Raw genomic sequence first — 26,772 nt, forward strand, 5'->3', positions numbered from 1 at the left:
CGGACATTTTTTTCAGGAGGTGGCCGATGCAGGCTCTCGACGCTTTGCTCAACCGTGTTTCCGTTCCACGACTGATCGATCCGGCCCCCACCGCCGAACAGCGCGAAGTGCTGTTTGCCGCCGCGACCCGTGCACCGGATCACGGGCATTTGCAGCCGTATCGCTTCCTGACCGTCGAAGGCGCGGCGCGTGAGCAGATGGGCGAGTTGCTGGCCGAAGCGGCGCAGATGCAGGAAGGCGAAGTCACCGAAGCGATGATCGACAAGGCCCGCAACGGCCCGCTGCGGGCGCCGCTGGTGGTGGTGGTCATCGCCAAGTTGCAGGAACACGTCAAATACCCGAAGGCCGAGCAGTTGCTGGCGGCGGGCTGTGCGGCGCACGGGATTCTGCTGGCGGCCTACGCGCAGGGGATTGGTGCGGTGTGGCGTACGGGTGATCTGGCGTACTCGAAGCATGTCGCCAAGGGTTTGGGGCTGACGGATGGCGAAGAGGTGATTGCGTTCCTGTACCTCGGCACCCCGCAGAAAGAACCGCGAGTGGCCGAGAAGGTTGATCTGGCGGAGTTTGTCAGTGCCTGGCCGGGTAAGGCATGACACTGAGGATCATCAGGGCTGAACAACGGCCCCCGGCTCCAGCGGCAATTCAAGACTGGCCACAAACCCGCCCTGCGGGTGATTGGCCAGCACCAGCGTCCCGCCATGTCGCTCCGCCGCTCTCCGGGCGATCGCCAGGCCCAGGCCATGTCCGGCCGCAGTCTGCCCCGGTGCCCGATAAAACGGTTCGCCCAACTGATTCAAATGTTCGGCCTGCACCCCCGGCCCGTGGTCGCGCACGCTGACCACGATCCGCTCGCCCTGACGTGAAGCCTGCATTTCGATCGACTGCCCTACCGGGTTGAAGCGCTGGGCATTGCGCAGCAGGTTGTCCACGGCGCGCTCGATCATGGTCGGCCATCCCGTCATGTTGAGTTGCGGCTCGGCCTCCAGGCGGACGGTCTGCTCCGGCGAGCCGAGTTGCGCGTCCTTTTGCAAAGAGCCCAGCAGGGCATTCAGATCCACGGCTTCGGCACTGGCGTTGTCAGCATCGACCCGCGCCAGCACCAGAATTTCACTGATCAACGCTTCCAGCCGATCGCACTCGCGGGTCAGGCGTGGCCAGAGTTTTTCCCGTTCTTCCGGGCTCGCCCGTTCGGCCAGTGCCAGCGCGATACGCAGCCGTGCCAGCGGTGAGCGCAGCTCGTGGGACACGTCTCGCAGCAACTGGCGCTGACTGCCGATCAGGCTTTGCAGGCGTGCGCCCATGCGGTTGAAATCGTTGGCGAGCACGCCGAACTCATCGCGACGGTTGGCCAGTTTCGCCAGGCTGTTCTGCTGATAGGTGGTCTGCCCCAGATCGTGCACCGCGCCGCGCAAACGGCTGAGCGGACGGGTGATGGAGAAGGTCACCAGCAGGCTGAACAGGGTCAGCACCACCAGTGCGATCCCCAGCGCACTCAATGGCCAGAGCAGGCTTTCGCGGTGCCAGGCGTCGAGTTCCGGGTGCGGGATGCGGTAGATGAAGAGGTAGGTGTCGCCGCTTTTTTCGCTGGTGAATTCATCGGTCAGACGTCGCCATGGCAGGCGTCGGTCGTCATTGTTCTGCCGTGCTTCGAAAGCGGCCGCGCGACGGGGGAAGGTGCCACGCACCACCGGGTCGCCGCTCTCGTTCAGCACTTGCACGTCGATGTGGTATTGGCGTTTGCGTTGTTCGAGGATGTCCTGGGCGGCGTCTTCGCCCTGGGTTTCGTAGGTCTGCGTCCAGTCGGCGGCCAGGGTGTTGAGGCCCGGATGGCGGCTGAGGATCCACGCGTCCTGGTTGAGCATGTGCCCCAGCAGAATGGAAAGCCCTGCAACCAGAGCGATGGCCAGCCAGAAGCTCGCGAGAATACGCCAGAACAATGAACGCACGGAAAGTCCTCAAACAAAGAAAACCCAACGGCGGCGAGCCGTTGGGTCGGGGCGTGACGCTAGAACATTATTGCGCCTTTTGCGGTTGTTGCGCTTTCCAGGCCTTGAATTCAGCCCATTCGGCGCGACGCTCGTCCTGTTTCTTCTGGATCTCGTCGAATTTCTTCTGTTGATCCGGCTTCAGCACGGCGCGGACATCGGATTCGGCTTTCTTGTGGTTGGCCGCCATCTCGTCCTTCATGGCTTTCTGGTCGGCTGGCGAGAGTTTCTCCAGGTATTTCTCGACCGTCTGCTTACGTTCGTGCATCTGTTCGCCCATGATCTTGCGGATCTGCTCGCGCTGTTCACGGGACAGGTCCAACTGGCTGTACGGGCCTTTGCCGTGCATGCCGTGCATCTGACCGCCGTGGCGCCAGCCACCGTCCGGCCCACCCATCGGGCCACCATCCTGCGGCACGGCCATGGCGACGGTTGGCAGAGCGGCAGCGAACATCAGAGCGATAAGAGTCTTGCGCATGGTGTATCTCCTTGTCTCGTTCCCGGTACGTTCCGGATGAGTCCAGATTACGGAGATCAAGGTCAGCGGCGGTCAGCGCTGGGTAAAGCTTGGGTAAAGACGCTTTGTCATCAAACTGACAAAGCGTCCGGGTGCGGGGATTCAGAGGCTGTAATAGTAGCCGCGGCTGCGCAGGGCGACGATGCGCGGGCGGCCGTCGGCGTGGGGGCCGATCTTCTTGCGCAGGTTGCTGACGTGCATGTCCAGGCTGCGGTCGTACAAGGTCAGCTTGCGGCCGAGGGCGATCTGCGCCAGTTCCTGTTTGTCCAGCGGCTCGCCGGGTTGCTTGAGCAGGGCTTCGAGCAGGCGGCTTTCGGAAACGGTGAGGGTGAATTCCTTCTCGTCGATGCTGACCACGCCACGCACCGGGCTGAAACTCAAATCACCCAACTCAAGTTGGGTCGAGACGGCGGCCGGGTGACTGCGGCGCAGCACAGCGCGCAGGCGCGCGGTGAGCTCGCGCGGGTCGCACGGTTTGGCCAGGTAATCGTCGGCACCCAGTTCCAGGCCGAGGATGCGATCCAGCGGCTCGCCGCGAGCCGAGAGCATCAGCACCGGCAGATCGGGGTGGTCGTTGCGCAGTTGCTTGAGCAGTTCCAGACCGCTGCCGTCAGGGAGCATCACGTCCAGCACCACGGCGGCAGGCGCGGTCTCGGCCAGTGCCTTGCGGGCGCTCTGGCCGTCGTGACACGCACGGACCTGAAAGCCTTCCTGGCTCAGCCAACTGCTCAGGAGCTCACACAGCTCCTCGTCATCATCAATCAGTAACAGCTCGCTCATGACTCACTCAATTTAGCCATTGTCGACGTTTTCGACTTGCACCACTGGCAAAGATACCGCAGAGCAGGGCCAATAGCGCTACCCCGGCACCGGTGACGAACCATTGCTGCTGTTCGGTCAGCAGGCGCGGCAGCGGGCTGGCCTGGGCTTCCTTGAGTTGCAGCTTCAGGCGCTGGTTCTCTTGGCGCAACCGGGCAAGCTGGGCGCTTTCGCGGGTGTTGTCGGCATCTTGCAGTTGTTTGCTCAGTTCTTCCCGCTGCTGCTCGCTGGCCTTCAGGCGCTGCTGCAACTCGGTGATCTGGCTGCCGGCGCTCAACGAAAGCGGCGTGGAGTTGCCGCTTTCGGTGGTTTCTACACCATGGGCGGGCGCCACGATCGACAACGTGACCAACATCAGACACAACGGACCCTTGCGCATCGCGACTCCTGTTACCAAATGGATATTGGGCAGGTTGTCGGCCGGCAAACGAGAATAATGAGCGATTGAGAACGCGATGAACCGACAAGGTTCATCGCGTGGGGACACGGGCGGGGGAAAGTTACGGCAGGACTTGCTTGAACGGCTTCACGACAACATTGGCGTAGACACCGGCGGCGATGTACGGATCGGCATCGGCCCAGGCTTGCGCAGCGCTCAGGGAGTCAAATTCGGCGACGATCAGGCTGCCGGTGAAACCCGCAGCGCCCGGATCATTGCTGTCGACGGCCGGGTGCGGGCCGGCCAGGACGATGCGGCCTTCGCCCTTGAGCACTTGCAGGCGTTCAAGGTGGGCCGGGCGGGCGGCGAGGCGCGCGTCCAGGGAGTTGGCGACGTCGGTGGCAATGATTGCGTAGAGCATGTCAGTCCTCGGTTTTTGGCGTTGTGGTATCGGCGTCGTGCAGGTGACGGGTCAGGTAGATGCCCTGAGCGACCAGGAACAGCACGGTCAGGCCCAGGCTGCCGAATACCTTGAAGTCCACCCAGTAGTCCTGGAAGGTGAAGGCGACGAACAGGTTGGCGGCGCCGCAGAACAGCAAGAAAGCGATCCAGGCGATGTTCAGGCGCGCCCAGATCGGTTCCGGCAGCGTCACTGCGTGACCCATGATGCGTTTGATCAGCAGGCGGTCACCGATGAAATGGCTGCCGAGGAAGGCCAGGGCGAACAGCCAGTTGACCACCGGGGCTTTCCATTTCAGGAAGGTTTCGCTGTGGAAGGCCAGGGTCAGGCTGCCGAACACGAGGCAGGCGATCAGGGTCAGCCACTGGCTCTTTTCCAGCTTGCGCTGCTTGATGAAGAGCGCGCCATAGACCACCAGGGAGCTGATGATCAGCACGGCGGTGGCGCTGTAAATGCCGCCAACCGTCAACTCATGACCGGCGACGTCGACGGTGCGTGGATCGAGTTTGTAGACGATGAAGAACAGCAGAAGCGGGATGAAATCGATGAATTGTTTCACAGTGAGAGCCAGAAGCTGGATGTGGCGGCATAATAACAAACATATGGGCGCGCGATAGCGCCAGCTGATTTGAGGTTACACATCCCCGTGAATGTTGATTTGCACTGCCATAGCACGGCCTCCGATGGCGCCTTGGCGCCTGCGGCACTGGTTGCGCGTGCGTTCGAGAACGGCGTGCGAGTCCTGGCCCTGACCGATCACGATACCCTCGAAGGCCTGGCCGAGGCGCGCATCGCGGCCACGGAACTGGGGATGCAACTGGTCAACGGCGTCGAGCTGTCCTGCACCTGGGGCGGTGCCACCATTCACGTGCTGGGCTACGGTTTCGACGTCAACGCCGCGCCATTGGTTGAGGCGATTGCGAAGCTGCACGATGGCCGCTGGCTACGGTCTGAAGAAATAAGCCGCAAGCTCGCCCTCAAGGGCATGCCGAATGCGCTCGACGGCGCACGGCAGATCCAGCAGGAACTGGGCGACAGCGGCAACGCGCCGGCCCGTCCGCATTTCGCCGACTGGATGGTGCGTGAAGGTTTCGTCAAGGATCGCGCCGAGGCGTTCCGCAAATGGCTCGGCGCCGGCAAGCTGGGGGACGTCAAGCAACACTGGCCGACCCTCGAAGACACCGTTGGCACGCTGCGTGCCGCCGGGGCGTGGGTCAGCCTGGCGCATCCCTGGCACTACGATTTCACGCGCAGCAAGCGCCGAAAGCTGATTGCCGACTATATTCAAGCGGGCGGGCATGCGATCGAAGTGGTCAACGGTCATCAGCCTGCGGAACAGGTGGGCAGCCTTGCAATCCTTGCCCGTGAGTTCGGTCTGCTGGTCAGCGCCGGCAGTGATTTCCATGGCCCTGGTGGCTGGTCCGAGATCGGCCAGTACCGGCCGGTGCCGGAGGACCTTCCACCCCTGTGGTGTCGGTTCAAACATGACACAGTTATTGCCGCCGTCTGAACAGGTAGAGAATGTGAGTCAATTTTTCCAGATCCATCCGGAAAACCCGCAAGCGCGCCTGATCAAACAGGCGGTCGAAATCATCCGCAAAGGCGGGGTGGTGGTCTATCCAACGGACTCTTCCTACGCAATCGGTTGCCAGATCGGCGACAAGAACGGCATCGAGCGCGTTCGACGCCTGCGTCAGCTCGACGAAAAGCACAACTTCGCGCTGATCTGCAGCGACCTGTCGCAACTGGGCAATTACGCCAAGATCGACACCGGCACCTTCCGTATTCTCAAGGCTCATTTGCCGGGGCCTTACACGTTCATTCTCAACGCCACCCGCGAAGTGCCACGGCTTTTGCTGCACCCGAAGAAGCGCACCATCGGCCTGCGGGTGCCGAGCCATCCGATCGCTTTGGCGTTGCTTGCCGAACTGGGCGAGCCGCTGATGAGCGTGACCCTGATCATGCCGGGCGATGAAGACCCGCTGAGCGATCCGTACGAAATGCGCCAGTTGCTCGAGCATCAAGTGGACCTGATCATCGACGGCGGTTTCGGTGGCATCAAGGCCTCCACCGTGATTGACCTGACCGGCGACGATCCGGAAGTGGTCCGCGTCGGTTGCGGCGATCCGGCTCCGTTCATGGTCGAGGCCTGAATGTCCGCAGTGGAAACCGTTGATCCCCAGGCCGGTGCCCAGCAGGAACTGCCGTTTGCGATGGTCTATGGCCAGGCCGTCACGGAAATGCCGCTGGACCTGTACATCCCGCCGGACGCCCTGGAAGTCTTCCTCGAAGCCTTCGAAGGCCCGCTCGATCTGCTGCTGTACCTGATCCGCAAACAGAACATCAACATCCTCGACATCCCGGTGGCGGAAATCACCCGCCAGTACATGGGCTATGTCGAGTTGATGCAGTCGGTGCGCCTGGAACTGGCCGCCGAGTATCTGGTGATGGCGGCGATGCTGGCCGAGATCAAGTCGCGGATGCTGCTGCCCCGGGCCGAAACCGTCGAAGAGGAAGAGGACGACCCGCGCGCCGAACTGATCCGTCGCCTGCAGGAATACGAACGCTTCAAGGCCGCTGCCGAAGGCATCGACGGCCTGAGCCGGGTCGGCCGCGACGTGATCGTGCCCAAGCTCGATGCCCCGGAAGCCCGGGCGCGCAAGCTGTTGCCGGACGTGGCGCTGGAAGAGATATTGATGTCCATGGCCGAAGTGCTGCGCCGTGGCGACATGTTCGAAAGCCATCAGGTCAGCCGCGAGGCACTGTCCACCCGCGAACGCATGAGCGATGTGCTGGAACGGCTCAAGGGTGCCGGGTTTGTGCCGTTCGTCGAGCTGTTCACTGCCGAGGAAGGCAGGCTCGGTGTGGTGGTGACCTTCATGGCGATCCTTGAACTGGTCAAGGAATCCTTGGTCGAGCTGGTGCAGAATGAGCCGTTCGCCGCGATCCACGTGCGAGCCCGAGCCGAATAACGAGTCCCGATATGAACCTGAGTGAACCCCGCGAGCTGGCGCCCCTGCTTGAAGCCTTTCTGTTGGCCTCGGGAAAGCCGCAAACCCTTGAACGCCTGTACGAGTTGTTCGAGGAAGGCGAACGGCCGGAACCGCCGGTCTTCAAGAAAGCCCTGACCCTGCTCGGCAAGTCCTGCGAGGGGCGTGCGTTCGAGCTCGTGGAGGTTGCCTCCGGCTATCGCCTGCAGATTCGCGAGAAGTTCGCGCCATGGGTCGGCCGACTGTGGGAAGAGCGCCCGCAGCGTTATTCTCGGGCCCTGCTGGAAACCATGGCGTTGATTGCCTATCGCCAGCCGATCACCCGCGGCGAGATCGAAGACGTGCGTGGCGTGGCGGTCAACACCAACATCGTCAAGACGCTGATGGAGCGTGAGTGGATCCGCATCGTTGGTTACCGCGATGTGCCGGGCAAACCGGCGATGTTCGCCACCACCAAGCTGTTTCTCGATCACTTCAACCTCAAGAGCCTCGACGAGTTGCCGCCGCTGGCCGAACTGCGCGAGATCGAGCCGGATCCGGTGCTCGACTTCGACGACGCTCCAGTGCCGCCGGGCTTGCAGGAATTGGCCGATGCCAGCGCCGAACCGGAAGAGCCGAAAGAGGAAACCAGTTTCCACACGCTGCTGCTGGAACTGGACAGCATGGAGGAGGGGATCAAGACCGACTTCGACGATTTGCTGCGTGATGTCGCGGATGGCGAGCCGATGCGGTCGGGGTTTGAGTCCGATTCGGTCGAAGCGCCGGTCGAGGCTGAGCCCGAAGCAGAACCGGAGGACGATTTTGAACCTGAATCAGAATTTGAGCCTGAGTTTGAGCCCGAGCCTGAGCCCGAGCAGGAAGACGATGTGCTCGGTGTTGCCGAAGCCCGGGAGAAACTGCTGGCCGCCGTCGCCCGGCTTGAACAGCCTGCTCCGGAACCCTCCGCAGAGGAAGAACTGAGCGAAGAAGAAGCCGAAGCCCGCGCCCTGGCCGAGGCCATCGAAGCCGAGCGCCGCGAGTTCGAAGATTGAGCATGAGCTCAGCCAAGGACCCGTGCATCAGCCTCTGCAAGTTCAGCGACGACGTCTGCCTTGGCTGCGGTCGCAGCAAGCGCGAGATCAGGGCCTGGAAGAAACTCGACAAGGACGACAAGCGCACGGTGCTCGCCGAAGCTTCGCTGCGCCTGATCAAGCTCGGTGCCACCGGTCGGCGGAAAAAGAAATAACCTTGCCTCGATCGACTAGTCTCTGATGCGCGAACGAACACATCCGCGTATGATTCGCGACCCTTCGGCGATCCCTTCGCCCGAAAACCCAGATTTCAACGTTTCAGCGGGCTCAATCCTGAGCCGCTGAACAGACCACACCGGGAGGTGCCCAGATGAGTGACAACCAGAAAGACGACCAGGAAATCGGCCCAGCAGGCGAAAAACTGCAGAAAGTCCTCGCCCGTATCGGCGTCGGCTCGCGCCGTGACGTGGAAGCGTGGATCAGCCAGGGCCGGATCAAGGTCAACGGCAAAGACGCCACCCTCGGCCTGCGCGTCGACATGCACGATGCAATCACCATTGATGGCAAGGTCATCAAGCGTGAAGAGGCTGCCGAGTCGGTCCGCCGCGTGATCATGTACAACAAGCCCGATGGCGAGATCTGCACCCGTGACGACCCGGAAGGCCGTCCGACCGTGTTCGACAAGTTGCCGCGTCCGAAAGAAGGGCGCTGGATCAACATCGGTCGTCTCGACATCAACACCACCGGCCTGCTGATGTTCACCACCGACGGTGAGCTGGCCAACCGCCTGATGCACCCGTCCTACGAGATGGACCGTGAGTACGCGGTCCGTGTTCGCGGCGAAGTCGATGACGAGATGATCGAACGTCTGAAGGCCGGCGTTGTGCTGGAAGACGGCCCGGCGCGTTTCACCGACATCAAACAGGCACCGGGTGGCGAAGGCTTCAACCACTGGTACCACTGCGTGGTGATGGAAGGTCGCAACCGTGAAGTGCGTCGTCTGTGGGAATCCCAGGGTCTGGTGGTCAGCCGCCTGAAGCGCGTGCGTTTCGGTCCGGTGTTCCTCAACTCCGACCTGCCGATGGGCCGCTGGCGCGAAATGAGCCAGTACGAAGTCGATATTCTGAGTGCTGAAGTCGGCCTGACCCCGGTAGCCATGCCGCAACTGAACGCCAAGAGCAAAGACAAGCTCGACCGCATGCAGCGCAAGTCGTCGCGCCCGATGGCCCGTACCGAGCGCGTGCGCACCCTGCGTCCTGCCAATGGCGCACCGGCGGCTGCCGGCCCGCGTCAAGTGCGTGAGCCACAGATCGAAGGCGAGCGTCCAGGTCGTAAGCCTGCAGCACGTGACGGCGAGCGCGCTCCGCGTCCGGCCAATGGCCGTACCGAGCGTGGCGAGCGGGGTGCTCCGGCCGGTCGCGGTACGCCGGTGGCGGATCGTCCAGCCGACACCAAGCGCCCGGCCAAGCCTGCGCCGAAGCGTCCAGGCATCAAACTGGCTGACGATGACAAGTCGTCGGGCAAGCGTCGTGGCGCACCGGCCGGTTCCGGCCAGCGTCCGGGTTTCGGTCGCAAGAAGCCTGAATGATCGTATTCAGCGCTGAATGAAAAAACGCCAACCTTCGGGTTGGCGTTTTTTTTTGGATTTTTTATTTCTTTTTTTCAGCGGTTTTTTCTGATTTGAAAACAAAAAACCTGAAGCACTTTCAAATAGTTAGTGAGCTAACAGCCACGGGTGGACCCCTTCTCGATTCGTCTGCTGTGGAAACTTTACGTTACGCGCTGTCAGTAAATATTTACGGAAATAGCCCCGGAGTCCCATGGATCGTGCGCCTTTGCAAGGCTGTAAGGAAAACCTGCCGAAGCCCTGTCGATATGGGCCGGCGCAGGGCTCTGGCGTGCTTGTTTCAGGCTCGTTTGAGAGGTGAGATGCGCCCCATGCCTGTCGTGCAGGTGCATAACAAGAAGGAGGCGCAATGAACGCCGATATCCATTTTCACTTCTCTACGTGGGACGGATTTTTCATCGTCCACGCCGATGGCCTGCAAAGGCCTGACTCAATTTTTGCAGCCGCCCGAGCCTCTCGGGGCGGACACACGCAATCCCGGCAACCGACACGCTGATCCAGCGGGGTCTGGCAGCAGGGGGTTAGCGGTGTACAATGCGCCGCGTTTTAACTGTGACCCTCTGCGTAATCGCGCATACCTCAAGGCTATCCGCCTTGTTCACTCCGTCGCGTCACGAGCGTGTCGGGTTCGATTTCGTCACAGATAAAAACAAACAGGTGACGCATGACCGTTGTAAAAAAGCTGAATTCCTGGTGCCTGCGCTGGGGTTTGATCAAGGTTGGTTGAAATCGCAACCTTGCAGCAACGTCTACTGAACATCATCAAACCTTGCGTGAGACCTTTTTCATGAGTGGACAAAACTCGCAATCAGGCGAGCTGAAACGCGGCCTGAAAAATCGCCACATTCAACTGATCGCCCTCGGTGGCGCGATCGGTACCGGATTGTTCCTCGGCTCGGCCGGGGTGCTGAAATCCGCCGGCCCGTCGATGATCCTCGGCTATGCCATCTGCGGCTTCATCGCTTTCATGATCATGCGCCAGCTCGGCGAGATGATCGTCGAAGAGCCGGTGGCCGGCTCCTTCAGCCACTTTGCGCACAAGTACTGGGGCGGCTTCGCCGGTTTCCTGTCGGGCTGGAACTGCTGGATCCTGTACATTCTGGTGGGCATGTCGGAGCTGACTGCGGTCGGCAAGTACATCCACTACTGGGCGCCGGAGATCCCGAGCTGGGTCACCGCCGCCGCCTTCTTCCTTCTGATCAACGCGATCAACCTGGCCAACGTCAAAGTCTTCGGTGAAGCCGAATTCTGGTTCGCGATCATCAAGGTCGTGGCGATCGTCGGCATGATTGCCCTGGGCAGCTATCTGCTGGTCAGCGGCCATGGCGGCCCGCAGGCTTCGGTCAGCAACCTGTGGTCCCACGGCGGCTTCTTCCCGAACGGCGTCAGCGGTCTGGTGATGGCCATGGCGATCATCATGTTCTCATTCGGTGGTCTGGAAATGCTCGGTTTCACCGCCGCCGAAGCCGACAAGCCGAAAACCGTGATCCCGAAAGCGATCAATCAGGTGATCTACCGGATCCTGATTTTCTACATCGGCGCACTGGTGATCCTGCTGTCGCTGACCCCATGGGACAGCCTGCTGGAAACCCTCAATGCGTCGGGCGACTCCTACAGCGGCAGCCCGTTCGTGCAAGTGTTCTCGATGCTCGGCAGCAGCACCGCCGCGCACATCCTCAACTTCGTGGTGTTGACCGCCGCGCTGTCGGTGTACAACAGCGGCACCTACTGCAACAGCCGCATGTTGCTGGGCATGGCTGAGCAGGGTGATGCGCCGAAAGGCCTGGCGAAGATCGACAAGCGTGGCGTGCCGGTACGTTCGATCCTGGCGTCGGCGGCGGTCACGCTGGTGGCCGTGCTGCTCAACTACCTGATCCCGCAACACGCGCTGGAACTGCTGATGTCGCTGGTGGTTGCAACGCTGGTGATCAACTGGGCGATGATCAGCTTCTCGCACTTCAAGTTCCGCCAGCACATGAACAAGACGAACCAGAAGCCGCTGTTCAAGGCGCTGTGGTACCCGTACGGCAACTACATCTGCCTGGCGTTCGTGGCGTTCATTCTGGGTGTGATGCTGCTGATCCCGGGCATCCAGATCTCGGTGTATGCGATTCCGGTGTGGGTCGTGTTCATGTGGGTCTGCTACGTGATCAAGAACAAGCGTGGTGCGCAGCAAGCGCTGACTGCAGCAGGCGCTTCCAAATAAGCGACTCTGCAGAAACAACAAACCCGGCCAAGTGCCGGGTTTTTTGTTTCTGCAGAGTCTGGAGGCTTTTCCGAGTTACGAGCCACTCCAGCTGCTATGCGTAGTCAGCGATGGGATACAGCGTGCACAGCGCTTCGGTCTGTAGGCGGAATTGCTCCCTCAGCGTGGGTTCCAGCGTGTAGTCCTGCTCGCCGAGCGGCGTCACGTTGTCCAGAATCCGGCACATCAGATCGACAATCTGCCGGCATCCCCGGGCGTCGATGTGGCGTTGCGCGATGGAGCCAGTGCCGATGCGCAGCCCACTGGTCACGAGGGATGATCGGGTCTCGCCGGGGACGCGGTGTTTGTTGACGATGATCCCGCAGTGCTCCAGCGCTGACTCCGCAATGGCGCCGGTGATACCGCTGCGCAACCGAAGCAGAATCGCGTGGTTCTCACTGCGCCCGCCCACGACCTCGTAGTCATGTGCCTGAAACGCACTGGCGAGTTCATCGGCCGTGCTCCGGATCCGCGCCATGTAGGCGTCGAACTCGGCCGACCTTGCATAGCCCAGTGCCGCCGCCTTGGCCGCGATCATGTTGACGGCCGGTGCGCCCTGCATTCCGGGAAACACGGCTTGATCAAGGGCGCGACTGAAGGTTGTCCGCAGGCCGGGTACCTTGGTGTTCGCGTCCCGGCCGGAAAGGATCAGGCCGCCGCGGGGGCCCATGAGTTGCTTGTGCGTGCAGGTCGTGGTGACGTGTGCAACGTTGATCGGGCTCGGATGTCGCCCGGTGGCAACCAGTCCGGCGATGTGCGAAATATCAGCGAGCAGAATCGCTCCGGCCTCATCGGCAATCTCACGGAACCGTTCGAAGTCCACAACCTGTGAATAGGCGGTGGCGCAGCACATGATGATGCGCGGGCGGTGGTCGAGGGCCAGTCGGCGTACGTTGTCGTAATCGATCAGGCCGTCGGCGGTCGTGCCGTACTGGATCGCCTTGTAGTGGTCGCCCGAAAACGCGGCGGTGCTGCCGTGGGTGAGATGACCTCCGTGTTCGACGGCCATTCCCAGCAGCGTATCTCCCGGTTCAAGCAGGCCGGTGAGCACCTGGTAGTTGGCGTTCGACGCCGAGTGTGACTGCACGTTGGCGTACTGGGCGTCGAACAGCTCCCGGGCTCTTCGGATGGCCAGCGACTCGACCCGGGTGACGTTCTCGCACCCGGCGTTATAGCGCCTGCCGGGCATGCCCTCGGCCGTCACGTTGACCAGCGCCGACGCCGATGCCACCAAGGTGCGAGGCTTGACTGCGCAAGAGGAGGAGACCAGCGAGAGAGTCCGGTGTTGACGCGTGACTTCAGCGTCGAGGATCTGTGCGAGTTCGGCGTCTTCCGCCCGGAGATCCGCCAGGCCACGTCGCAATAAGTCGGCCTGGTTCGTAAGCTGTTCGGTATTGACTGGCATTGTCTGTATTCCTTCCCTGTTTGTTGCGCGCAACGAACAACCGCGCGTCTTCCCTGGTCCTGCGTGTGCGTACCTGCGTCCATGTTCTGCCAAGCGCCATACAGGCCGATCCGTGTTCTGGCGGCGATGCGCGCAAAACTAAAGCCTGTTTAAACAGCCGGTTTTCATGACCTCTGCTCGTAACCGTGAGGAGAGAATCACCGGATGCATCATAGATTTTTTGCTTGGGAACGCCACAAGATTAATCAGAAAAATGAACATTGTTCAAATAAAATGATTCTTTTTGTCCCCCTGAAGGGTGTAAAACTGCAGCTCGGCAGGCGTGATTTTTCAGGTGTCACGGGTGACGACAAGGAGAACTAACAAGTCAGTACAGATTTGCTGACCTGGACTATGCGGTGTCGTTTAGTCACTCAAGGAGGGAGGATGCTATGATCGCGCGCGGCTTTGATACGGATAAAACTGTAATGACCCACTTGACTTGAGTGATCCATGAGTGAGCGCTCGGGGTGTGATGTCAATTACAGTTATAAATGGATGGTAAGCACTTCATGCACAGAAGAGAAAGATCGGAGAATCTGAAAAACAACATCAAGTACTTGATTAAAAGTCGTGGGGAGACGCAGCTGTCCTTGTGCAACTCCAGTGGCCTGACCCGAACCACCATCTATAATATTCTCGAAGGGAAGGTGGTCAACGTACAGCAGTCCACGGTTCGCAAGATTTCTGATTTTTTCGGCGTTTCCTATGAGGAAATAGAAACGATCGATTTTGAAGAGAAGGAAATAATAGAAAGCAGTATTTCTCCGCAGGGTAATATGAATCCGGCGGCAGTGCCTATCATAAAAGAGAGCCTGGTTATCCAGAGTCTGGATAAAAGGATAGGCGAGTTGGCCACGATTTACCCGTTGACTTACTATTTCGGCACCTCCTTCAACTTGATAGGTGTGCTGCTGGAGAACGAGATCAATGGTTTACATGAGCCAGGCGATCTATTGATCGTGCAGAAAGGTTCGTCGACCGGCGACAGGGAAAAGCTGGTGTATGACAAGATCACAAACAGGCTGCTTATAACCAAAGAGATCAGCGTTGCTACGGATCGCATTTGTGTTGTCGGGGATATAATCGAGGAACGATTTAATGGGTTGTAGTGTTGAAATGGAAAACAGCAAGTACAAGCTATTGGGGTTTGAAAATGGAAAAAGCCTGGCCGTCATCATGGTCATCGCGACCGGCAAGATTATTAAAATAAAACTGAGTGAAGTGTTGAATAGTGAGATTATGGACAATCTGAACAAGATAGAAGTCAAAAACCTGTACAAGAAGTTTTATTCCCAGGGAGAGACGCTCACCGCCTATGATCTGAATGATCGTCATGAGAGTTCCTGGATGATCTATATCATTCTGAACCTCATGTTGTTTACGCTGTACATCTTTACCAGTATCGCCGCGACCAAGCCGATCTATCTGGAATACTTTGATATTATCGTAACGCCGGGTACCTTTCTTTATCCGTTGACCTTTCTGATCGTCGATTTGTTGAATGAGACGTTCGGTCTCAGGCTTGCGCGAAAAGCGATACTTTTTGCTTTTATCAGCAACGCGGCCATCATCATTTTGCTGGCCATCACGACTCATCTCCCCGGGCTGCCGGGCTGGAAGCTCGATGGGCCTTACAATGACGTTATCAGTCAGTTGTCTTCTGTCCTGGTAGCCTCTTCTGTTTCATTTCTGGTTTCCGAGAATATCAACTCGTATCTGTTGTGCAAAATCAAGGAGCTCACGAACTCCAGATTCCTGTTTTTGCGCGTGTTTTTAAGTACGTTGTTTGCGGTGATCATCGACAGCTTTCTTTTCTGCTTCATCGCATTTTATGGCGCGATGGAAACCAGCGCGATACTGAACATGATCTACGTCCAGATTGCGATAAAGGTAGGCTTCGCTTTCTTTAATGTCTTGCCTGCCTACGGGGCAAGGGCATTGTTCAAGAAGTACCTGACTGGCGGTCAGACGCAATAATGCAGGATGGCGCTCACCGGGTGTGTTGTTGCTGTCATGCCGGGTGAGCGCTTGATGTGTCGTTATATACTCAGTTCAGATTCAGTTTTGCTTTCAGGCTGTGCGCAACCTGTTCTTTGTTGTTCAGGAACTCGTTGAGGCCTTTGGCACGAAGATTACAGGCATCGCAATTGGAGCAGCCGTTACCTTTGATGCCGTTGTAGCAGGTCAGTGTCTGGTCGCGAATGAACTCCAGCCGGTTATGGTAATCGGCCAGCGCCCAGGTTTCCGCTTTGTTCAGCCACATCAGCGGAGTGTCCAGGGTCAATTTGTAATCCATACCCAGTTCAAGGGCTTTGTTCAGTGCCTTTACAAAGTCATCTCGGCAATCCGGGTAGCCAGAGAAGTCTGTTTCACAAACACCGGTAATGACGGTCTTGGCCTGAACCTGGTACGCATATATGGAAGCCAGGGTCAAAAACAGGATATTTCTGCCCGGCACAAATGTACTCGGCAGGCTTTCTCCTGAACTATTGATGGTCGGGACTGGAATGTTGTCGCGCGTCAGGCTGCTGATGGCCAGTTCATTCAGCAGTGACACGTCCATGGTCTTGTGTACGGTCACACCAAGTTCTTTTGCCAGTTGCTGTGCAACTTCAATTTCTGCGCGATGGCGCTGGCCATAGTCAAACGTGATGCAGTGGATTTCATCGTAGTGGGTCAAGGCATGGATCAAACAGGTTGTTGAATCCTGCCCGCCGCTAAAAACGATAACTGCTTTATTGCTCATGGTTATGCTTCCTGCATTGATCGAGTAAGTGCAATGTTTGAACAATAATCGAGGAGGTTCTTGTCTCGGTTGCTCATTGCCGTGGCGATATTCTACGTAGTACGGCGCTCGTTGGCACTGATTAATGCCCCCCATGTTGACGGGGCATTTCTCCCGGAAGTTTTTCCGTTTCGCCTGCCCGTTTCGCCTGATAGTCGCCGTGTATAGTGAAAAGGCGCGACACTGAAAGCACACCCAAGGTCAAGCTGTCCGTAGCCGCTACAGGTACGGCGAAACAGGCTCTACGATGAGAATGCAATGCTGAAGATTTCCAATAACGTGCATCTGCCGGATGCCGAGATCGAACTGACTGCCATCCGCGCCCAAGGGGCCGGCGGGCAGAACGTCAACAAGGTCTCCAGCGCCGTGCACCTGCGCTTTGATATTCCCGCCTCGTCCTTGCCCGAGTTCTACAAGGAGCGGCTGTTGGCGCTTCGCGACACTCGCATCACCAGCGACGGCGTGTTGATCATCAAGGCTCAGCAATACCGCACGCAGGAACAGAATCGCGCCGATGCACTGGAGCGTCTGACCGAGCTGATCCTCAGCGCCACCAAGATCGAAAAGAAGCGCCGTCCAACCAAGCCGACGCTGGGGTCGAAGAAGCGTCGGCTGGAGTCGAAGACCAAGCGCGGCAGCATCAAGGCCGGGCGCGGCAAGGTGGATTTCTAGTCTTCGCGGTACTTCGAGGTGTGGCGGTACAGATAGACGCTCAACGCCAGGCCGCTCAGCGCGGCAATCGCGGCGAACAGGAAGATCGAGGCAAAACCGAAGCCCGCCGCAATCGCTCCGGCCAGCGGTCCGGTGATCCCCAGCGACAGATCGATGAACAACGAATAGGCGCCAACCGCCGCGCCACGGCTGGAAGCCGGCACCAGGTTCACCGCTTCCACGCCCAGCGCCGGGAACACCAGCGAGAAGCCGAAACCGCTCAGCGCCGCACCCGCCAATGCCCAGTGCGCATCCGGCGCCAGCCATAGCAATAGCAGCCCCAGTGTTTCCACCGACAGGCAGGCAATCGCCACGCGAAAACCGCCGAGACGGTTGATCAGGTTGCCGAACAGTAGTCGCGCGCCGATGAAGCTGGCACCGAACAGGCTCAGGCACAGCACCGCGTTATCCCAATGCTGGGTGGCGTAATACAACGTGATGAAGGTAGCGATGGTGCCGAAACCGATCGAGCCCAGCGCCAGTCCGCAGCCGTGGGGAAAGACGCGCCCCAGCACATGCATGAACGGCAAGCGCTCGCCAGCGACAATCGGCGCGGCGGTTTTCGGCCAGGCCAGCAGCAGGCCCAGCGTTGCAAGCAACAGAATGCTGACGCCCATGCTCCAGAGGCCGAAACGGCTGACCAGCCACACGCCCAGCGGCGCACCGATCGCCAGCGCGCCGTAACTGGCGATGCCGTTCCACGAGATGACTTTGGCCGTGTTGGCCGCGCCGACGCGGCCGATGCCCCAGCCGATCGATCCAGAGCCGACAAGACTTTCCGCGCTGCCGAGCACCAGACGGCCGATGAACAGGCTGATCAGGCTGAGCATCGGCAGGTTCGGGGTCCAGGCCGAAATCAGCATGAACACACCGCTCAAGCCACAACCGGCCAGACCAATCATCACCGCGCGTTTGCTGCCCTTGTTGTCGATGATCTTGCCGGCATATGGGCGGCTGAGCAGGGTGGCGAGGTATTGCACGCTGATCACGAGGCCGGCGATGACCGCGCCGAAGCCCAGGTCGCTGTGCACGTAGCCGGGCAGCACGGCCAGCGGAATGCCGATATTCAGGTAGCCGATGAAGGTGAACAGGACAATGGAAACGACTTGCAGCGTGACCGCCAGGGGGCGCTGGGGTTCTGGCATAGAGGACGACATGGGTAACGATCCACGGGGAGAGCAGAATAGATAGGCTGCTCATGATACCGGCGTGGACGATGCTGCGGCGGGGAAAAGTAAAACTATTTGGCCGGGGCGACCAGTTGCGTGGTGACCAGTGCGGCGAGGGCATTTTCTTCGCTGCCGAAACGGGCGAGCAGGGCGGCTTGCTTCTCGGGCGAGAGGCGGCTCCAGATCTCGATCATCTTCTCGGTGGCGCCGATGAGGATTTCAGCCTGTTGTTCGTTAAAGGATTCGTCGGTCATGGCAGGCTCGGGCTTCAGGCAGTGTGGAAAGCGCATGTTAGCGCTTTCCACACGGTCTGTACGGCGGGTGTTACTTACTCTTTGCTGTCGGCCGGACGGCTTTCGGCGGCTTCTTTCGGCTCGGGCTGTTGGGCACCGGCTTGTTGCGTGGTCGTCTGCTCAGGTACGTGCAGGCTTGGGAAGGGGAGATTGGGAATCTCGTGCATGGTTGCGCTCCTCGCTAAGTCTGTTGATAGATCTGGTAGATCCGCGCTTTCAGAAAGCCTGCGAAGGATACAGCAGTAAAAATGACAAACAGATTTTTAATTCCGCTTGTTGCGACGGGCGGGATTGTCTAGACAAGTGCGACAGGGTGACGCAGGGCAAATGCGGGAGCGGCGGTGTGCCCGCCGCCCCTGACATTCGTTTATTTGCAGACGCTAGCGATCGCTTCGGCCAGCAGGTCCAGACGTGTCGCATCAATCCCGGCGACGTTGGCCCGGCCCGAGCTGACCATGTACACGCTGTGATGCTCGCGCAGGTTTTTCACTTGTTCCGGCGACAGGCCGGTGTAGGAAAACATCCCGCGTTGCACGCCAATGTGCGCAAAGCGCTCGCGCAGACCGTGCGGTTCCAGCGCTTCGACCAAACCGCTGCGCAACTGGGCGATGCGCAGACGCATGGCTTCCACTTCGTCGGCCCAGCGGCGTTTCAGTTCCGGGTCGGCGAGGATTGTTGCGACGACGGCCGCGCCGTGATCCGGCGGCGTCGACCACAGGTTGCGGGCGATGTGCGCCAGCTGGCTGCGGATGTCGATGAGCTTGTCGGCGGTTTTCGCGCAGACGATCAGCGCACCGGTACGGTCGCGGTACAGGCCGAAGTTCTTCGAGCAGGAACTGGTGATCAGCAGCTCAGGCAACTCTGCGGCGAACAGCCGGGTTGACCAGGCATCCTGCTCCAGACCGTCGCCAAAGCCCTGGTAGGCGAAGTCGATCAGCGGCAGCAGATTGCGGCTGCGCACCACGTCCAGCACCCGGTGCCAGTCGTCGTGACTCAGGTCGAAACCGGTCGGGTTGTGGCAGCACGCGTGCAGCAGCACCACATCGCCTTTCGGCACTTCGTTGAGCACAGCGAGCATCGCGTCGACGTCGAGGCGGTTGTCGCTGCCGACGTACGGGTAATGACTGATCTTGACCCCGGCCGCCGCGAAAATCGTTTCGTGAATTGGCCAGGTCGGGTTGCTCAGCCACACGCCTTTGCCCGGCAGGCATTGCGCGATGAAATCTGCTGCAAGACGCAGGGCGCCAGTGCCGCCCGGCGTCTGGGTAGCGCCGGCGCGTTGCTGGGCGATCAGCGCCGAATCGGCACCCAGCACCAGCTCATTGATCACCTTGCCGAACAGCGGATTGCCGTGGCCACCGATGTAGGTCTTGGTGTCCTGGCTCTCGACCAGACGCGCCTCGGCGATTTTCACCGCTTCGGGGATCGGCGTCAGGCCCTGGGCATCCTTATAGACGCCCACGCCGAGGTCGAACTTGCGCGGGTTGGAATCCTGCGCGTAGGCCTCCATCAGGCCGAGGATCGGGTCGCCGGGCACCCGGCCGATGGCGTCGAAGTGCATTACTTGCGTCCTTCTGCGGTCTTGGCCACTTCGTCAGTGCGCGCGGCCATGATGAAGTCGTTGCGGTGCAGGCCTTTGATCGAGTGGCTCCACCAGGTCACGGTGACTTTGCCCCACTCGGTCAGCAGGCCCGGGTGATGACCTTCGGCCTCGGAGATCTCGCCGACGGCGTTGGTGAAGGCCAGCGCGTGCTTGAAATTCTTGAACAGGAAGACTTTTTCCAGCTGCATGATGCTGTCACGCACTTCGATGTTCCAGTCAGGGATCTGCTTGATCAGGATCGGCAGTTCTTCATCGCTGACTTGTGGGGCATCGGCACGGCACGCTTCGCAATGGGCTTGGTTCAAAGTGGACATGGTTTGATTCCTGAGATCGGATGTCTTTTTTATAAGAGCTGTTACGGTCGTCAATGTCGTCACGCTAAACCAAAGCCGCGACGACTGACAGGCTCACTTGTAAGTAAAAGCCACGGTTCACGCAGCTTTTGGTTTCGGCGGAAATTTCGGTGCGTGCAGACCCAACTGCATGCCTTGCTTGACCATGCCCATGATGTCTTCGTGGGCGAGGTCGAACAGGCGCTTGAGGTTCGGCAGGACAAAGTACAGCGGTTGCAGGATGTCGATGCGATACGGCGTGCGCATCGCTTCCAGCGGATCGAAGGCCTGATGTTCAGGTTCGTCCGACAGCGAGTAAACGGTTTCTTTTGGCGAGGACAGGATGCCGCCGCCGTAGATGCGTTTGCCCTGTGGGGTATCGACCAGGCCGAACTCGATGGTCATCCAGTACAGACGCGCCAGATAAACGCGCTCTTCCTTGGTCGCTTGCAGACCGAGCTTGCCGTAGGTGTGGGTGAATTCGGCGAACCACGGGTTGGTCAGCAGCGGGCAGTGACCAAAGATCTCGTGGAAAATATCAGGCTCTTGCAGGTAGTCCAGTTCTTCGCGGGTGCGAATGAATGTGGCCACCGGAAACTGCTTGCTGGCGAGCAATTCGAAAAAGGTCTGGAACGGAATCAGCGCCGGGACGCGGGCGACCTGCCAACCGGTGGTCTCGCCGAGCACCTTGTTGATCTCGCCCAGTTGCGGAATGCGGTCGTGGGGCAGACCGAGTTTTTCGATACCGTCCAGGTATTCCTGGCACGCGCGACCCTCGATCACTTTCAACTGGCGGGTGATCAGCGTGTTCCACACCGCGTGTTCTTCGGCGGGGTAGTCGATAAAACCTTGCGCATCGGGCTCGCGGGCCACGTATTGCGTCTGCTTCATACTGCTCTCCTGCGAGGGGAATTCGTTCTTGTTATGTCCTGCTATGGACTGAGAAATACCCCAGAGCGTGCCGTGTTGCAGCAGGTTGATGACCGGCCGAGTAGGAAAAGTCTCTTTAAATCGTAAAATTATCGTTACGCTTTGTGCGATAAGTCGTGATTACGGTGATTGGCGGGTTTGAAATGGCCGGTGTCTGTCACATAATCTTGACGACTATCTTGCGGGCGGCAGAGAAAAATCCGCCCCTCTACCTGTTTCGGGCCTTTATATGCGTATCAAAGTCCACTGCCAGAACCGCATCGGCATCCTGCGCGACATCCTCAATCTGCTGGTGGAGTACGGGATCAACGTTGCCCGCGGCGAGGTCGGTGGTGAGCATGGCAATGCGATCTATCTGCATTGCCCGAACCTGATCAACCTGCAGTTCCAGGCGTTGCGGCCCAAATTCGAAGCCATCGCCGGGGTGTTCGGCGTCAAGCGGGTAGGGCTGATGCCCAGCGAACGCCGACACATGGAACTGAATGCGTTGCTCGGTGCGCTGGAGTTTCCGGTGCTGTCGATTGACATGGGTGGCTCGATCGTTGCCGCCAACCGTGCGGCGGCGCAGTTGCTCGGCGTGCGGGTCGACGAAGTGCCGGGGATTCCACTGTCGCGTTACGCCGAGGATTTCGACTTGCCCGAACTGGTGCGCGCCAACAAATCGCGAATCAACGGCATGCGGGTCAAGGTCAAGGGCGATATCTTTCTGGCCGACATCGCTCCATTGCAATCGGAGCACGACGACAGCGAGGCCATGGCCGGTGCGGTACTGACGCTGCATCGGGCGGATCGGGTCGGCGAGCGCATCTACAACGTGCGCAAGCAGGAGTTGCGTGGTTTCGACAGCATCTTCCAAAGCTCGAAAGTGATGGCGGCAGTGGTGCGTGAAGCCCGGCGCATGGCGCCGCTGGATGCGCCGCTATTGATTGAAGGCGAAACCGGCACCGGTAAAGAGTTGCTGGCTCGGGCTTGTCACCTGGCGAGCCCGCGCGGCCAGTCGCCATTGATGGCGCTCAACTGCGCGGGGCTGCCGGAGTCGATGGCCGAGACCGAGTTGTTCGGCTACGGCCCCGGTGCCTTCGAAGGGGCGCGGGCTGAAGGCAAGCTCGGGCTGCTGGAGCTGACGGCGGGCGGCACGTTGTTCCTCGATGGTGTCGGCGAAATGAGCCCACGCTTACAGGTGAAATTGCTGCGCTTCCTGCAGGACGGTTGCTTCCGTCGTGTGGGCAGTGATGAAGAGGTTTACCTGGATGTACGGGTGATCTGCGCCACCCAGGTCGACCTGTCCGAGTTGTGCGCTCGTGGCGAGTTTCGCCAGGATTTGTACCATCGCTTAAACGTGCTTTCGTTGCACATCCCGCCACTGCGCGAATGCCTCGACGGTTTGACGCCGTTGGTGGAGCACTTCCTCGATCAGGCCAGTCGGCAGATCGGTTGCCCGTTGCCGAAGTTGGCGCCGGCGGCGATGGATCGGCTCAGTCATTACCACTGGCCGGGCAACGTGCGACAACTGGAGAACGTGCTGTTCCAGGCGGTTTCGCTGTGTGATGGCGGGACGGTCAAGGCCGAGCATATTCGTCTGCCGGACTATGGCGTGCGTCAGCCGCTTGGCGATTTCTCGCTGGAGGGCGGGCTCGACGAGATTGTCGGGCGCTTCGAGAAAGCGGTGCTTGAGCGACTGTATTCCGAACATCCGAGCAGTCGGCAGCTGGGCAAGCGGCTGGGCGTCTCGCACACCACGATTGCCAACAAGCTGCGTGAGTATGAGGTGGGCAAGACCGAGTCTTGATCCCTGCGCGATCACTCCTGCGCAAGGCACGGGGTGATCGCGCCTCACCATTGCCGCCAAGCGGCATGACACCGCCGGTTTTTCGACTTCGATACATTTCCCCAAACCCTGCTGAATCCCTCAAGTCCTTTGTTTATCGGGTCCTCGACCGCCAGAAAAAAGTTGGTCTGCAAATTGCTTGTGGCTCAGCAGTACAGCGGTGGGCGGCAAACGTCCGGCATGCAGAGGAAAGAGTGTGGACAAGTACCTTTATGTGGCAATGACCGGCGCCAGCCAGAACGCACTGGCGCAAAAGGCTCATGCCAACAACCTGGCGAACATCTCCACCAATGGTTTTCAGCGCGACCTGGAACAGGCGCGTTCGATGCCGGTGTTCGGTGACAGCTTTCCGGCGCGTGCGTTTGCCATGAGCGAACGGCCCGCCACCGACTTTACCGCAGGCTCCCTGGTGGAGACCGGTCGCGACCTCGACGTCGCCGTGACCGGCAACGGTTTCATTGCCGTGCAGAACCCCAACGGCGGCGAAAGCTACGTGCGCACCGGCAGCCTCAATATCGACGCCCTGGGCGTGCTGCGTGCCGGCAACGGCATGCCGGTCATGGGCAACGGCGGACCGATTGCCGTGCCGCCGCAGCAGCAGGTGGAAGTCGGTGAAGACGGCACCATCAGTATTCGTGCGATGGGCGAAGGCCCGCGCGTCATGGCCGAAGTCGACCGGATCAAACTGGTCAATCCGGACATCAAGAACATGAACAAGGGCCTGGACGGTTCGATCTACACCAAGGACGGCCAGCCTGCGCCGGCCGATGCCAACGTCAAACTGGTGTCGGGTTTCCTGGAGTCGAGCAACGTCAATGCCGTGGAAGAAATGACGTCGGTGCTGGCCCTGGCCAAGCAGTTCGAGTTGCACGTCAAGATGATGAACACCGCCAAAGACGACGACCAGGCCATGGCTCGGGTCTTGCAGATCAGCTAATTATCAGAACGTCGCGCCGTAAAACAGGCGCACGAGGAGAATCGAATGCTTCCGGCTCTATGGGTTGCCAAAACCGGTCTGTCCGCCCAGGACACCAACCTGACCACCATTTCCAACAACCTGGCGAACGTGTCGACCACGGGTTTCAAACGTGACCGCGCCGAGTTCCAGGACCTGCTGTATCAGATCAAGCGTCAGCCTGGCGCCCAGTCGACCCAGGACAGCGAACTGCCGTCGGGTCTGCAAGTGGGTACCGGTGTGCGCATCGTCGGCACCCAGAAGAACTTCACCGCCGGTAGCCTGCAAACCACCGAGCAGCCGCTGGACATGGCCCTCGACGGCCGTGGTTTCTTCCAGATCCTGCAACCGGACGGCACCACGTCCTACACCCGTGACGGTACTTTCCACCTCGACTCCAATGGCCAGATCGTCAACGCCAGCGGTTTCGCTCTGGAGCCGGCGATTGTCATCCCGAACAATGCCCAGACCTTCACCGTCGGCCGTGACGGCACCGTGTCGATCACCGTTGCCGGCAACGCCGCCTCGCAAGTGATCGGCAACCTGCAAACCGCCGACTTCATCAACCCGGCCGGTCTGCAAGCCGTGGGCAACAACCTGTTCCTGGAAACCGCCGCTTCCGGCGCGCCGCAAATCGGCACTCCGGGCCTGAACGGTTTCGGCACCACCCTGCAGAACACCCTGGAAACCTCCAACGTCAGCACCGTGGAAGAGATGGTCAACATGATCACCACTCAGCGCGCTTACGAGATGAACTCCAAGGTGATCTCCACCGCCGACCAGATGCTCTCGTTCGTAACGCAGAATCTGTAATCAAGTCTATGAGGCGGCCATGAGGCCGCCTGCAACACCGTGAGGTAAGGGTCATGAAACGCTTCGTATCTGTTCTGGCATTGGGTGGGGTGGTCTCGCTCGCGGGCTGCGTCGCTCCGACGCCCAAGCCCAATGACCCTTACTACGCCCCGGTGTTGCCGCGGACGCCGTTGCCGGCGGCCGCCAACAACGGCTCGATCTATCAGGCCGGTTTCGAACAGAACCTGTACAGCGACCGCAAGGCGTTCCGGGTCGGTGACATCATCACCATCACCCTGAACGAGAAGACTCAGGCCAGCAAGAACGCCAACTCGCAAGTGGCCAAGAACAGCAAGACCGGCATCGGCCTGACTTCGTTGTTCGGCGGCAGCGGCACCACCAACAACCCGTTGGGCGGTAACGACCTGAGCCTGGACGTCGGCTACAGCGGCGACCGTGCGACCAAGGGCGACAGCAAGGCGGCCCAGGGCAACACCCTGACCGGTTCGATCACCGTGACCGTCGCCGACGTGCTGCCCAACGGCATCATTGCCGTGCGTGGCGAGAAGTGGATGACCCTCAACACCGGTGATGAACTGGTGCGGATCGCCGGCCTCGTGCGCGCCGATGACATCGCCACTGACAACACCGTGTCGTCGACCCGGGTCGCCGATGCGCGCATCACCTACTCGGGCACCGGTTCGTTCGCCGATGCGAGTCAGCCAGGCTGGTTCGACCGTTTCTTCCTCAGCCCGCTGTTCCCTTTCTAGGTGGCTACGTTGAATTTCAAGAGCCTCATGCTCGCTGCGGCGTTGATGTCCGCAGCCTTTGGTGCCCACGCCGAGCGGCTGAAAGATATCGCCAGCATCTCTGGCGTGCGTTCCAACCAGTTGATCGGCTACGGCCTGGTGGTCGGGCTTAACGGCACCGGCGACCAGACGACGCAAACCCCGTTCACCCTGCAGACCTTCAACAACATGCTCTCGCAGTTCGGCATCAAGGTGCCGCCGGGATCGGGCAACGTGCAGTTGAAAAACGTCGCGGCGGTATCGGTGAGTGCCGATCTGCCGGCGTTCGCCAAACCGGGTCAGCAGGTCGACATCACCGTTTCTTCCATCGGTAACTCCAAGAGCCTGCGCGGCGGCACCCTGTTGCTGACCCCGCTCAAGGGTATCGACGGCAACGTCTACGCCATCGCTCAGGGCAACCTGGTGGTCGGCGGTTTCGATGCTGAAGGTCGTGACGGTTCGAAGATCACCGTCAACGTTCCGTCGGCCGGTCGCATCCCGGGCGGTGCATCGGTCGAACGTTCGGTGCCGAGCGGTTTCAACCAGGGCAACAGCCTGACGCTGAACCTCAACCGTTCCGACTTCACCACCGCCAAGCGCATCGTCGACAAGATCAACGACATGCTCGGCCCTGGCGTTGCCCAGGCCATCGACGGTGGTTCGATCCGCGTCACCGCGCCGCTCGATCCGAGTCAGCGTGTCGACTATCTGTCGATCCTGGAAAACCTCGAGGTCGACCCGGGCCAGGCCGTTGCGAAAGTCATCATCAACTCGCGTACCGGCACCATCGTCATCGGCCAGAACGTGAAAGTTTCGCCGGCCGCCGTGACCCACGGCAGCCTGACCGTGACCATCACCGAAGACCCGATCGTCAGCCAGCCGGGCCCGCTGTCCAATGGTCAGACGGCCGTGGTGCCGCGCTCGCGGGTGAATGCTCAGCAGGAAGCCAAGCCGATGTTCAAGTTCGGCCCGGGCACCACCCTCGACGAAATCGTGCGTGCGGTGAACCAGGTCGGCGCGGCGCCGGGTGACCTGATGGCCATTCTCGAAGCACTGAAGCAGGCCGGCGCGTTGCAAGCCGACCTGATCGTGATCTGAGGACGGCAC

General features: G+C 60.0%; 30 protein-coding genes. 16 read left to right on the forward strand and 14 right to left on the reverse strand.

Annotation, left to right across the window (positions count from 1 at the left end; all coding sequences use genetic code 11):
• The first annotated feature begins 26 nt into the window (after positions 1–26).
• On the forward strand, positions 27–593 hold the full coding sequence (locus AC3WRD_RS09145; protein WP_096822230.1) for a nitroreductase family protein: 567 nt from the start codon (positions 27–29) through the stop codon (positions 591–593).
• 12 nt (positions 594–605) lie between these two features.
• Here the strand turns inward: AC3WRD_RS09145 and AC3WRD_RS09150 are convergent, their stop codons facing one another.
• The 6 genes from AC3WRD_RS09150 to AC3WRD_RS09175 form a co-directional block, all read right to left on the reverse strand.
• Positions 606–1,946, reverse strand: a complete 1,341-nt coding sequence (locus AC3WRD_RS09150) for a sensor histidine kinase (RefSeq protein WP_102620316.1) — start codon at positions 1,944–1,946, stop codon at positions 606–608.
• 67 nt (positions 1,947–2,013) lie between these two features.
• Positions 2,014–2,463 (reverse strand): Spy/CpxP family protein refolding chaperone, encoded by a 450-nt coding sequence (locus tag AC3WRD_RS09155; protein WP_102620317.1) that lies wholly within the window; start codon positions 2,461–2,463, stop codon positions 2,014–2,016.
• Between the two features lie 141 nt (positions 2,464–2,604).
• Complete coding sequence (locus AC3WRD_RS09160; protein WP_096822228.1) at positions 2,605–3,282, reverse strand: response regulator transcription factor; 678 nt, start codon at positions 3,280–3,282, stop codon at positions 2,605–2,607.
• A 7-nt stretch (positions 3,283–3,289) separates the two neighbouring features.
• Positions 3,290–3,700 (reverse strand): SH3 domain-containing protein, encoded by a 411-nt coding sequence (locus tag AC3WRD_RS09165; protein WP_096822227.1) that lies wholly within the window; start codon positions 3,698–3,700, stop codon positions 3,290–3,292.
• A 121-nt stretch (positions 3,701–3,821) separates the two neighbouring features.
• A complete protein-coding gene (locus AC3WRD_RS09170) occupies positions 3,822–4,121 on the reverse strand; it encodes a YciI family protein (RefSeq protein ID WP_096822226.1) in 300 nt (99 codons plus the stop codon).
• A gap of 1 nt (position 4,122) precedes the next feature.
• The gene (locus AC3WRD_RS09175) at positions 4,123–4,719 is read right to left on the reverse strand and encodes a septation protein A (protein WP_102620318.1); all 597 of its coding nucleotides are present in this window, start codon (positions 4,717–4,719) and stop codon (positions 4,123–4,125) included.
• Positions 4,720–4,806: 87 nt separating this feature from the next.
• On the opposite strand from AC3WRD_RS09175, the gene AC3WRD_RS09180 reads away from it, so the two are divergent.
• The 7 genes from AC3WRD_RS09180 to AC3WRD_RS09210 all read left to right on the forward strand — a co-directional run bounded on the left by AC3WRD_RS09180 (position 4,807) and on the right by AC3WRD_RS09210 (position 11,993).
• Positions 4,807–5,670, forward strand: a complete 864-nt coding sequence (locus AC3WRD_RS09180) for a PHP domain-containing protein (protein ID WP_096822224.1) — start codon at positions 4,807–4,809, stop codon at positions 5,668–5,670.
• A 13-nt stretch (positions 5,671–5,683) separates the two neighbouring features.
• Complete coding sequence (locus tag AC3WRD_RS09185; RefSeq protein ID WP_096822250.1) at positions 5,684–6,313, forward strand: L-threonylcarbamoyladenylate synthase; 630 nt, start codon at positions 5,684–5,686, stop codon at positions 6,311–6,313.
• Entirely contained in the window at positions 6,314–7,132 is an 819-nt protein-coding gene (locus AC3WRD_RS09190; protein ID WP_096822223.1) for a segregation and condensation protein A, read from the forward strand.
• 11 nt (positions 7,133–7,143) lie between these two features.
• Positions 7,144–8,181: an SMC-Scp complex subunit ScpB gene (gene scpB / locus AC3WRD_RS09195; RefSeq protein ID WP_102620319.1), complete on the forward strand. Its 1,038-nt coding sequence runs from the start codon at positions 7,144–7,146 to the stop codon at positions 8,179–8,181.
• Between the two features lie 2 nt (positions 8,182–8,183).
• Positions 8,184–8,375, forward strand: a complete 192-nt coding sequence (locus AC3WRD_RS09200; protein WP_102620320.1) for a DUF1289 domain-containing protein — start codon at positions 8,184–8,186, stop codon at positions 8,373–8,375.
• Between the two features lie 155 nt (positions 8,376–8,530).
• Entirely contained in the window at positions 8,531–9,748 is a 1,218-nt protein-coding gene (rluB, locus tag AC3WRD_RS09205) for a 23S rRNA pseudouridine(2605) synthase RluB (protein ID WP_102620321.1), read from the forward strand.
• Positions 9,749–10,574: 826 nt separating this feature from the next.
• On the forward strand, positions 10,575–11,993 hold the full coding sequence (locus tag AC3WRD_RS09210) for an amino acid permease (protein ID WP_102620322.1): 1,419 nt from the start codon (positions 10,575–10,577) through the stop codon (positions 11,991–11,993).
• 94 nt (positions 11,994–12,087) lie between these two features.
• Here AC3WRD_RS09210 and glyA read toward each other — a convergent pair whose 3' ends face one another.
• Complete coding sequence (gene glyA / locus AC3WRD_RS09215) at positions 12,088–13,437, reverse strand: serine hydroxymethyltransferase (protein WP_096822219.1); 1,350 nt, start codon at positions 13,435–13,437, stop codon at positions 12,088–12,090.
• Positions 13,438–13,988: 551 nt separating this feature from the next.
• On the opposite strand from glyA, the gene AC3WRD_RS09220 reads away from it, so the two are divergent.
• On the forward strand, positions 13,989–14,588 hold the full coding sequence (locus AC3WRD_RS09220) for a helix-turn-helix transcriptional regulator (protein WP_096822249.1): 600 nt from the start codon (positions 13,989–13,991) through the stop codon (positions 14,586–14,588).
• On the forward strand, positions 14,578–15,456 hold the full coding sequence (locus AC3WRD_RS09225) for a queuosine precursor transporter (RefSeq protein WP_096822218.1): 879 nt from the start codon (positions 14,578–14,580) through the stop codon (positions 15,454–15,456). The genes AC3WRD_RS09220 and AC3WRD_RS09225 overlap by 11 nt, the downstream gene beginning before the upstream one ends.
• A gap of 70 nt (positions 15,457–15,526) precedes the next feature.
• On the opposite strand, the gene queC is transcribed toward AC3WRD_RS09225, so the two are convergent.
• Positions 15,527–16,225 carry a 7-cyano-7-deazaguanine synthase QueC gene (gene queC, locus AC3WRD_RS09230; RefSeq protein ID WP_096822217.1) on the reverse strand — a complete coding sequence of 233 codons (699 nt, stop codon included), beginning with the start codon at positions 16,223–16,225 and terminating at the stop codon, positions 15,527–15,529.
• Between the two features lie 297 nt (positions 16,226–16,522).
• Here queC and arfB point away from each other — a divergent pair, with 297 nt between their 5' ends.
• Positions 16,523–16,936, forward strand: a complete 414-nt coding sequence (gene arfB, locus AC3WRD_RS09235; protein ID WP_096822216.1) for an alternative ribosome rescue aminoacyl-tRNA hydrolase ArfB — start codon at positions 16,523–16,525, stop codon at positions 16,934–16,936.
• Here arfB and AC3WRD_RS09240 read toward each other — a convergent pair.
• The 6 genes from AC3WRD_RS09240 to phhA form a co-directional block, all read right to left on the reverse strand.
• Positions 16,933–18,120: an MFS transporter gene (locus tag AC3WRD_RS09240; protein ID WP_173861344.1), complete on the reverse strand. Its 1,188-nt coding sequence runs from the start codon at positions 18,118–18,120 to the stop codon at positions 16,933–16,935. The genes arfB and AC3WRD_RS09240 overlap by 4 nt on opposite strands.
• A 95-nt stretch (positions 18,121–18,215) precedes the next feature.
• The gene (locus AC3WRD_RS09245; protein WP_096822214.1) at positions 18,216–18,434 is read right to left on the reverse strand and encodes a hypothetical protein; all 219 of its coding nucleotides are present in this window, start codon (positions 18,432–18,434) and stop codon (positions 18,216–18,218) included.
• Between the two features lie 38 nt (positions 18,435–18,472).
• Entirely contained in the window at positions 18,473–18,604 is a 132-nt protein-coding gene (locus AC3WRD_RS09250) for a hypothetical protein (RefSeq protein WP_255261961.1), read from the reverse strand.
• Between the two features lie 200 nt (positions 18,605–18,804).
• Positions 18,805–19,998, reverse strand: a complete 1,194-nt coding sequence (locus AC3WRD_RS09255; protein ID WP_102620324.1) for an amino acid aminotransferase — start codon at positions 19,996–19,998, stop codon at positions 18,805–18,807.
• Positions 19,998–20,354 carry a 4a-hydroxytetrahydrobiopterin dehydratase gene (locus AC3WRD_RS09260; RefSeq protein ID WP_003222798.1) on the reverse strand — a complete coding sequence of 119 codons (357 nt, stop codon included), beginning with the start codon at positions 20,352–20,354 and terminating at the stop codon, positions 19,998–20,000. Before AC3WRD_RS09260 ends, AC3WRD_RS09255 begins: the two co-directional genes overlap by 1 nt.
• A 117-nt stretch (positions 20,355–20,471) precedes the next feature.
• A complete protein-coding gene (gene phhA / locus AC3WRD_RS09265; protein ID WP_225739972.1) occupies positions 20,472–21,308 on the reverse strand; it encodes a phenylalanine 4-monooxygenase in 837 nt (278 codons plus the stop codon).
• A 223-nt stretch (positions 21,309–21,531) separates the two neighbouring features.
• On the opposite strand from phhA, the gene AC3WRD_RS09270 reads away from it, so the two are divergent.
• From AC3WRD_RS09270 to AC3WRD_RS09290, 5 genes are all read left to right on the forward strand, one after another.
• On the forward strand, positions 21,532–23,091 hold the full coding sequence (locus AC3WRD_RS09270) for a sigma-54-dependent transcriptional regulator (RefSeq protein ID WP_096822212.1): 1,560 nt from the start codon (positions 21,532–21,534) through the stop codon (positions 23,089–23,091).
• Positions 23,092–23,326: 235 nt separating this feature from the next.
• Positions 23,327–24,067 (forward strand): flagellar basal body rod protein FlgF, encoded by a 741-nt coding sequence (locus AC3WRD_RS09275; RefSeq protein ID WP_096822211.1) that lies wholly within the window; start codon positions 23,327–23,329, stop codon positions 24,065–24,067.
• A 45-nt stretch (positions 24,068–24,112) separates the two neighbouring features.
• On the forward strand, positions 24,113–24,898 hold the full coding sequence (gene flgG, locus AC3WRD_RS09280) for a flagellar basal-body rod protein FlgG (protein ID WP_096822210.1): 786 nt from the start codon (positions 24,113–24,115) through the stop codon (positions 24,896–24,898).
• 53 nt (positions 24,899–24,951) lie between these two features.
• Positions 24,952–25,647 (forward strand): flagellar basal body L-ring protein FlgH, encoded by a 696-nt coding sequence (gene flgH, locus AC3WRD_RS09285; RefSeq protein ID WP_007965503.1) that lies wholly within the window; start codon positions 24,952–24,954, stop codon positions 25,645–25,647.
• A 27-nt stretch (positions 25,648–25,674) separates the two neighbouring features.
• Positions 25,675–26,763: a flagellar basal body P-ring protein FlgI gene (locus AC3WRD_RS09290; RefSeq protein ID WP_080593281.1), complete on the forward strand. Its 1,089-nt coding sequence runs from the start codon at positions 25,675–25,677 to the stop codon at positions 26,761–26,763.
• Positions 26,764–26,772: the final 9 nt, after the last annotated feature.

The sequence above is a fragment of the Pseudomonas sp. FW215-R2 genome (assembly GCF_058789255.1).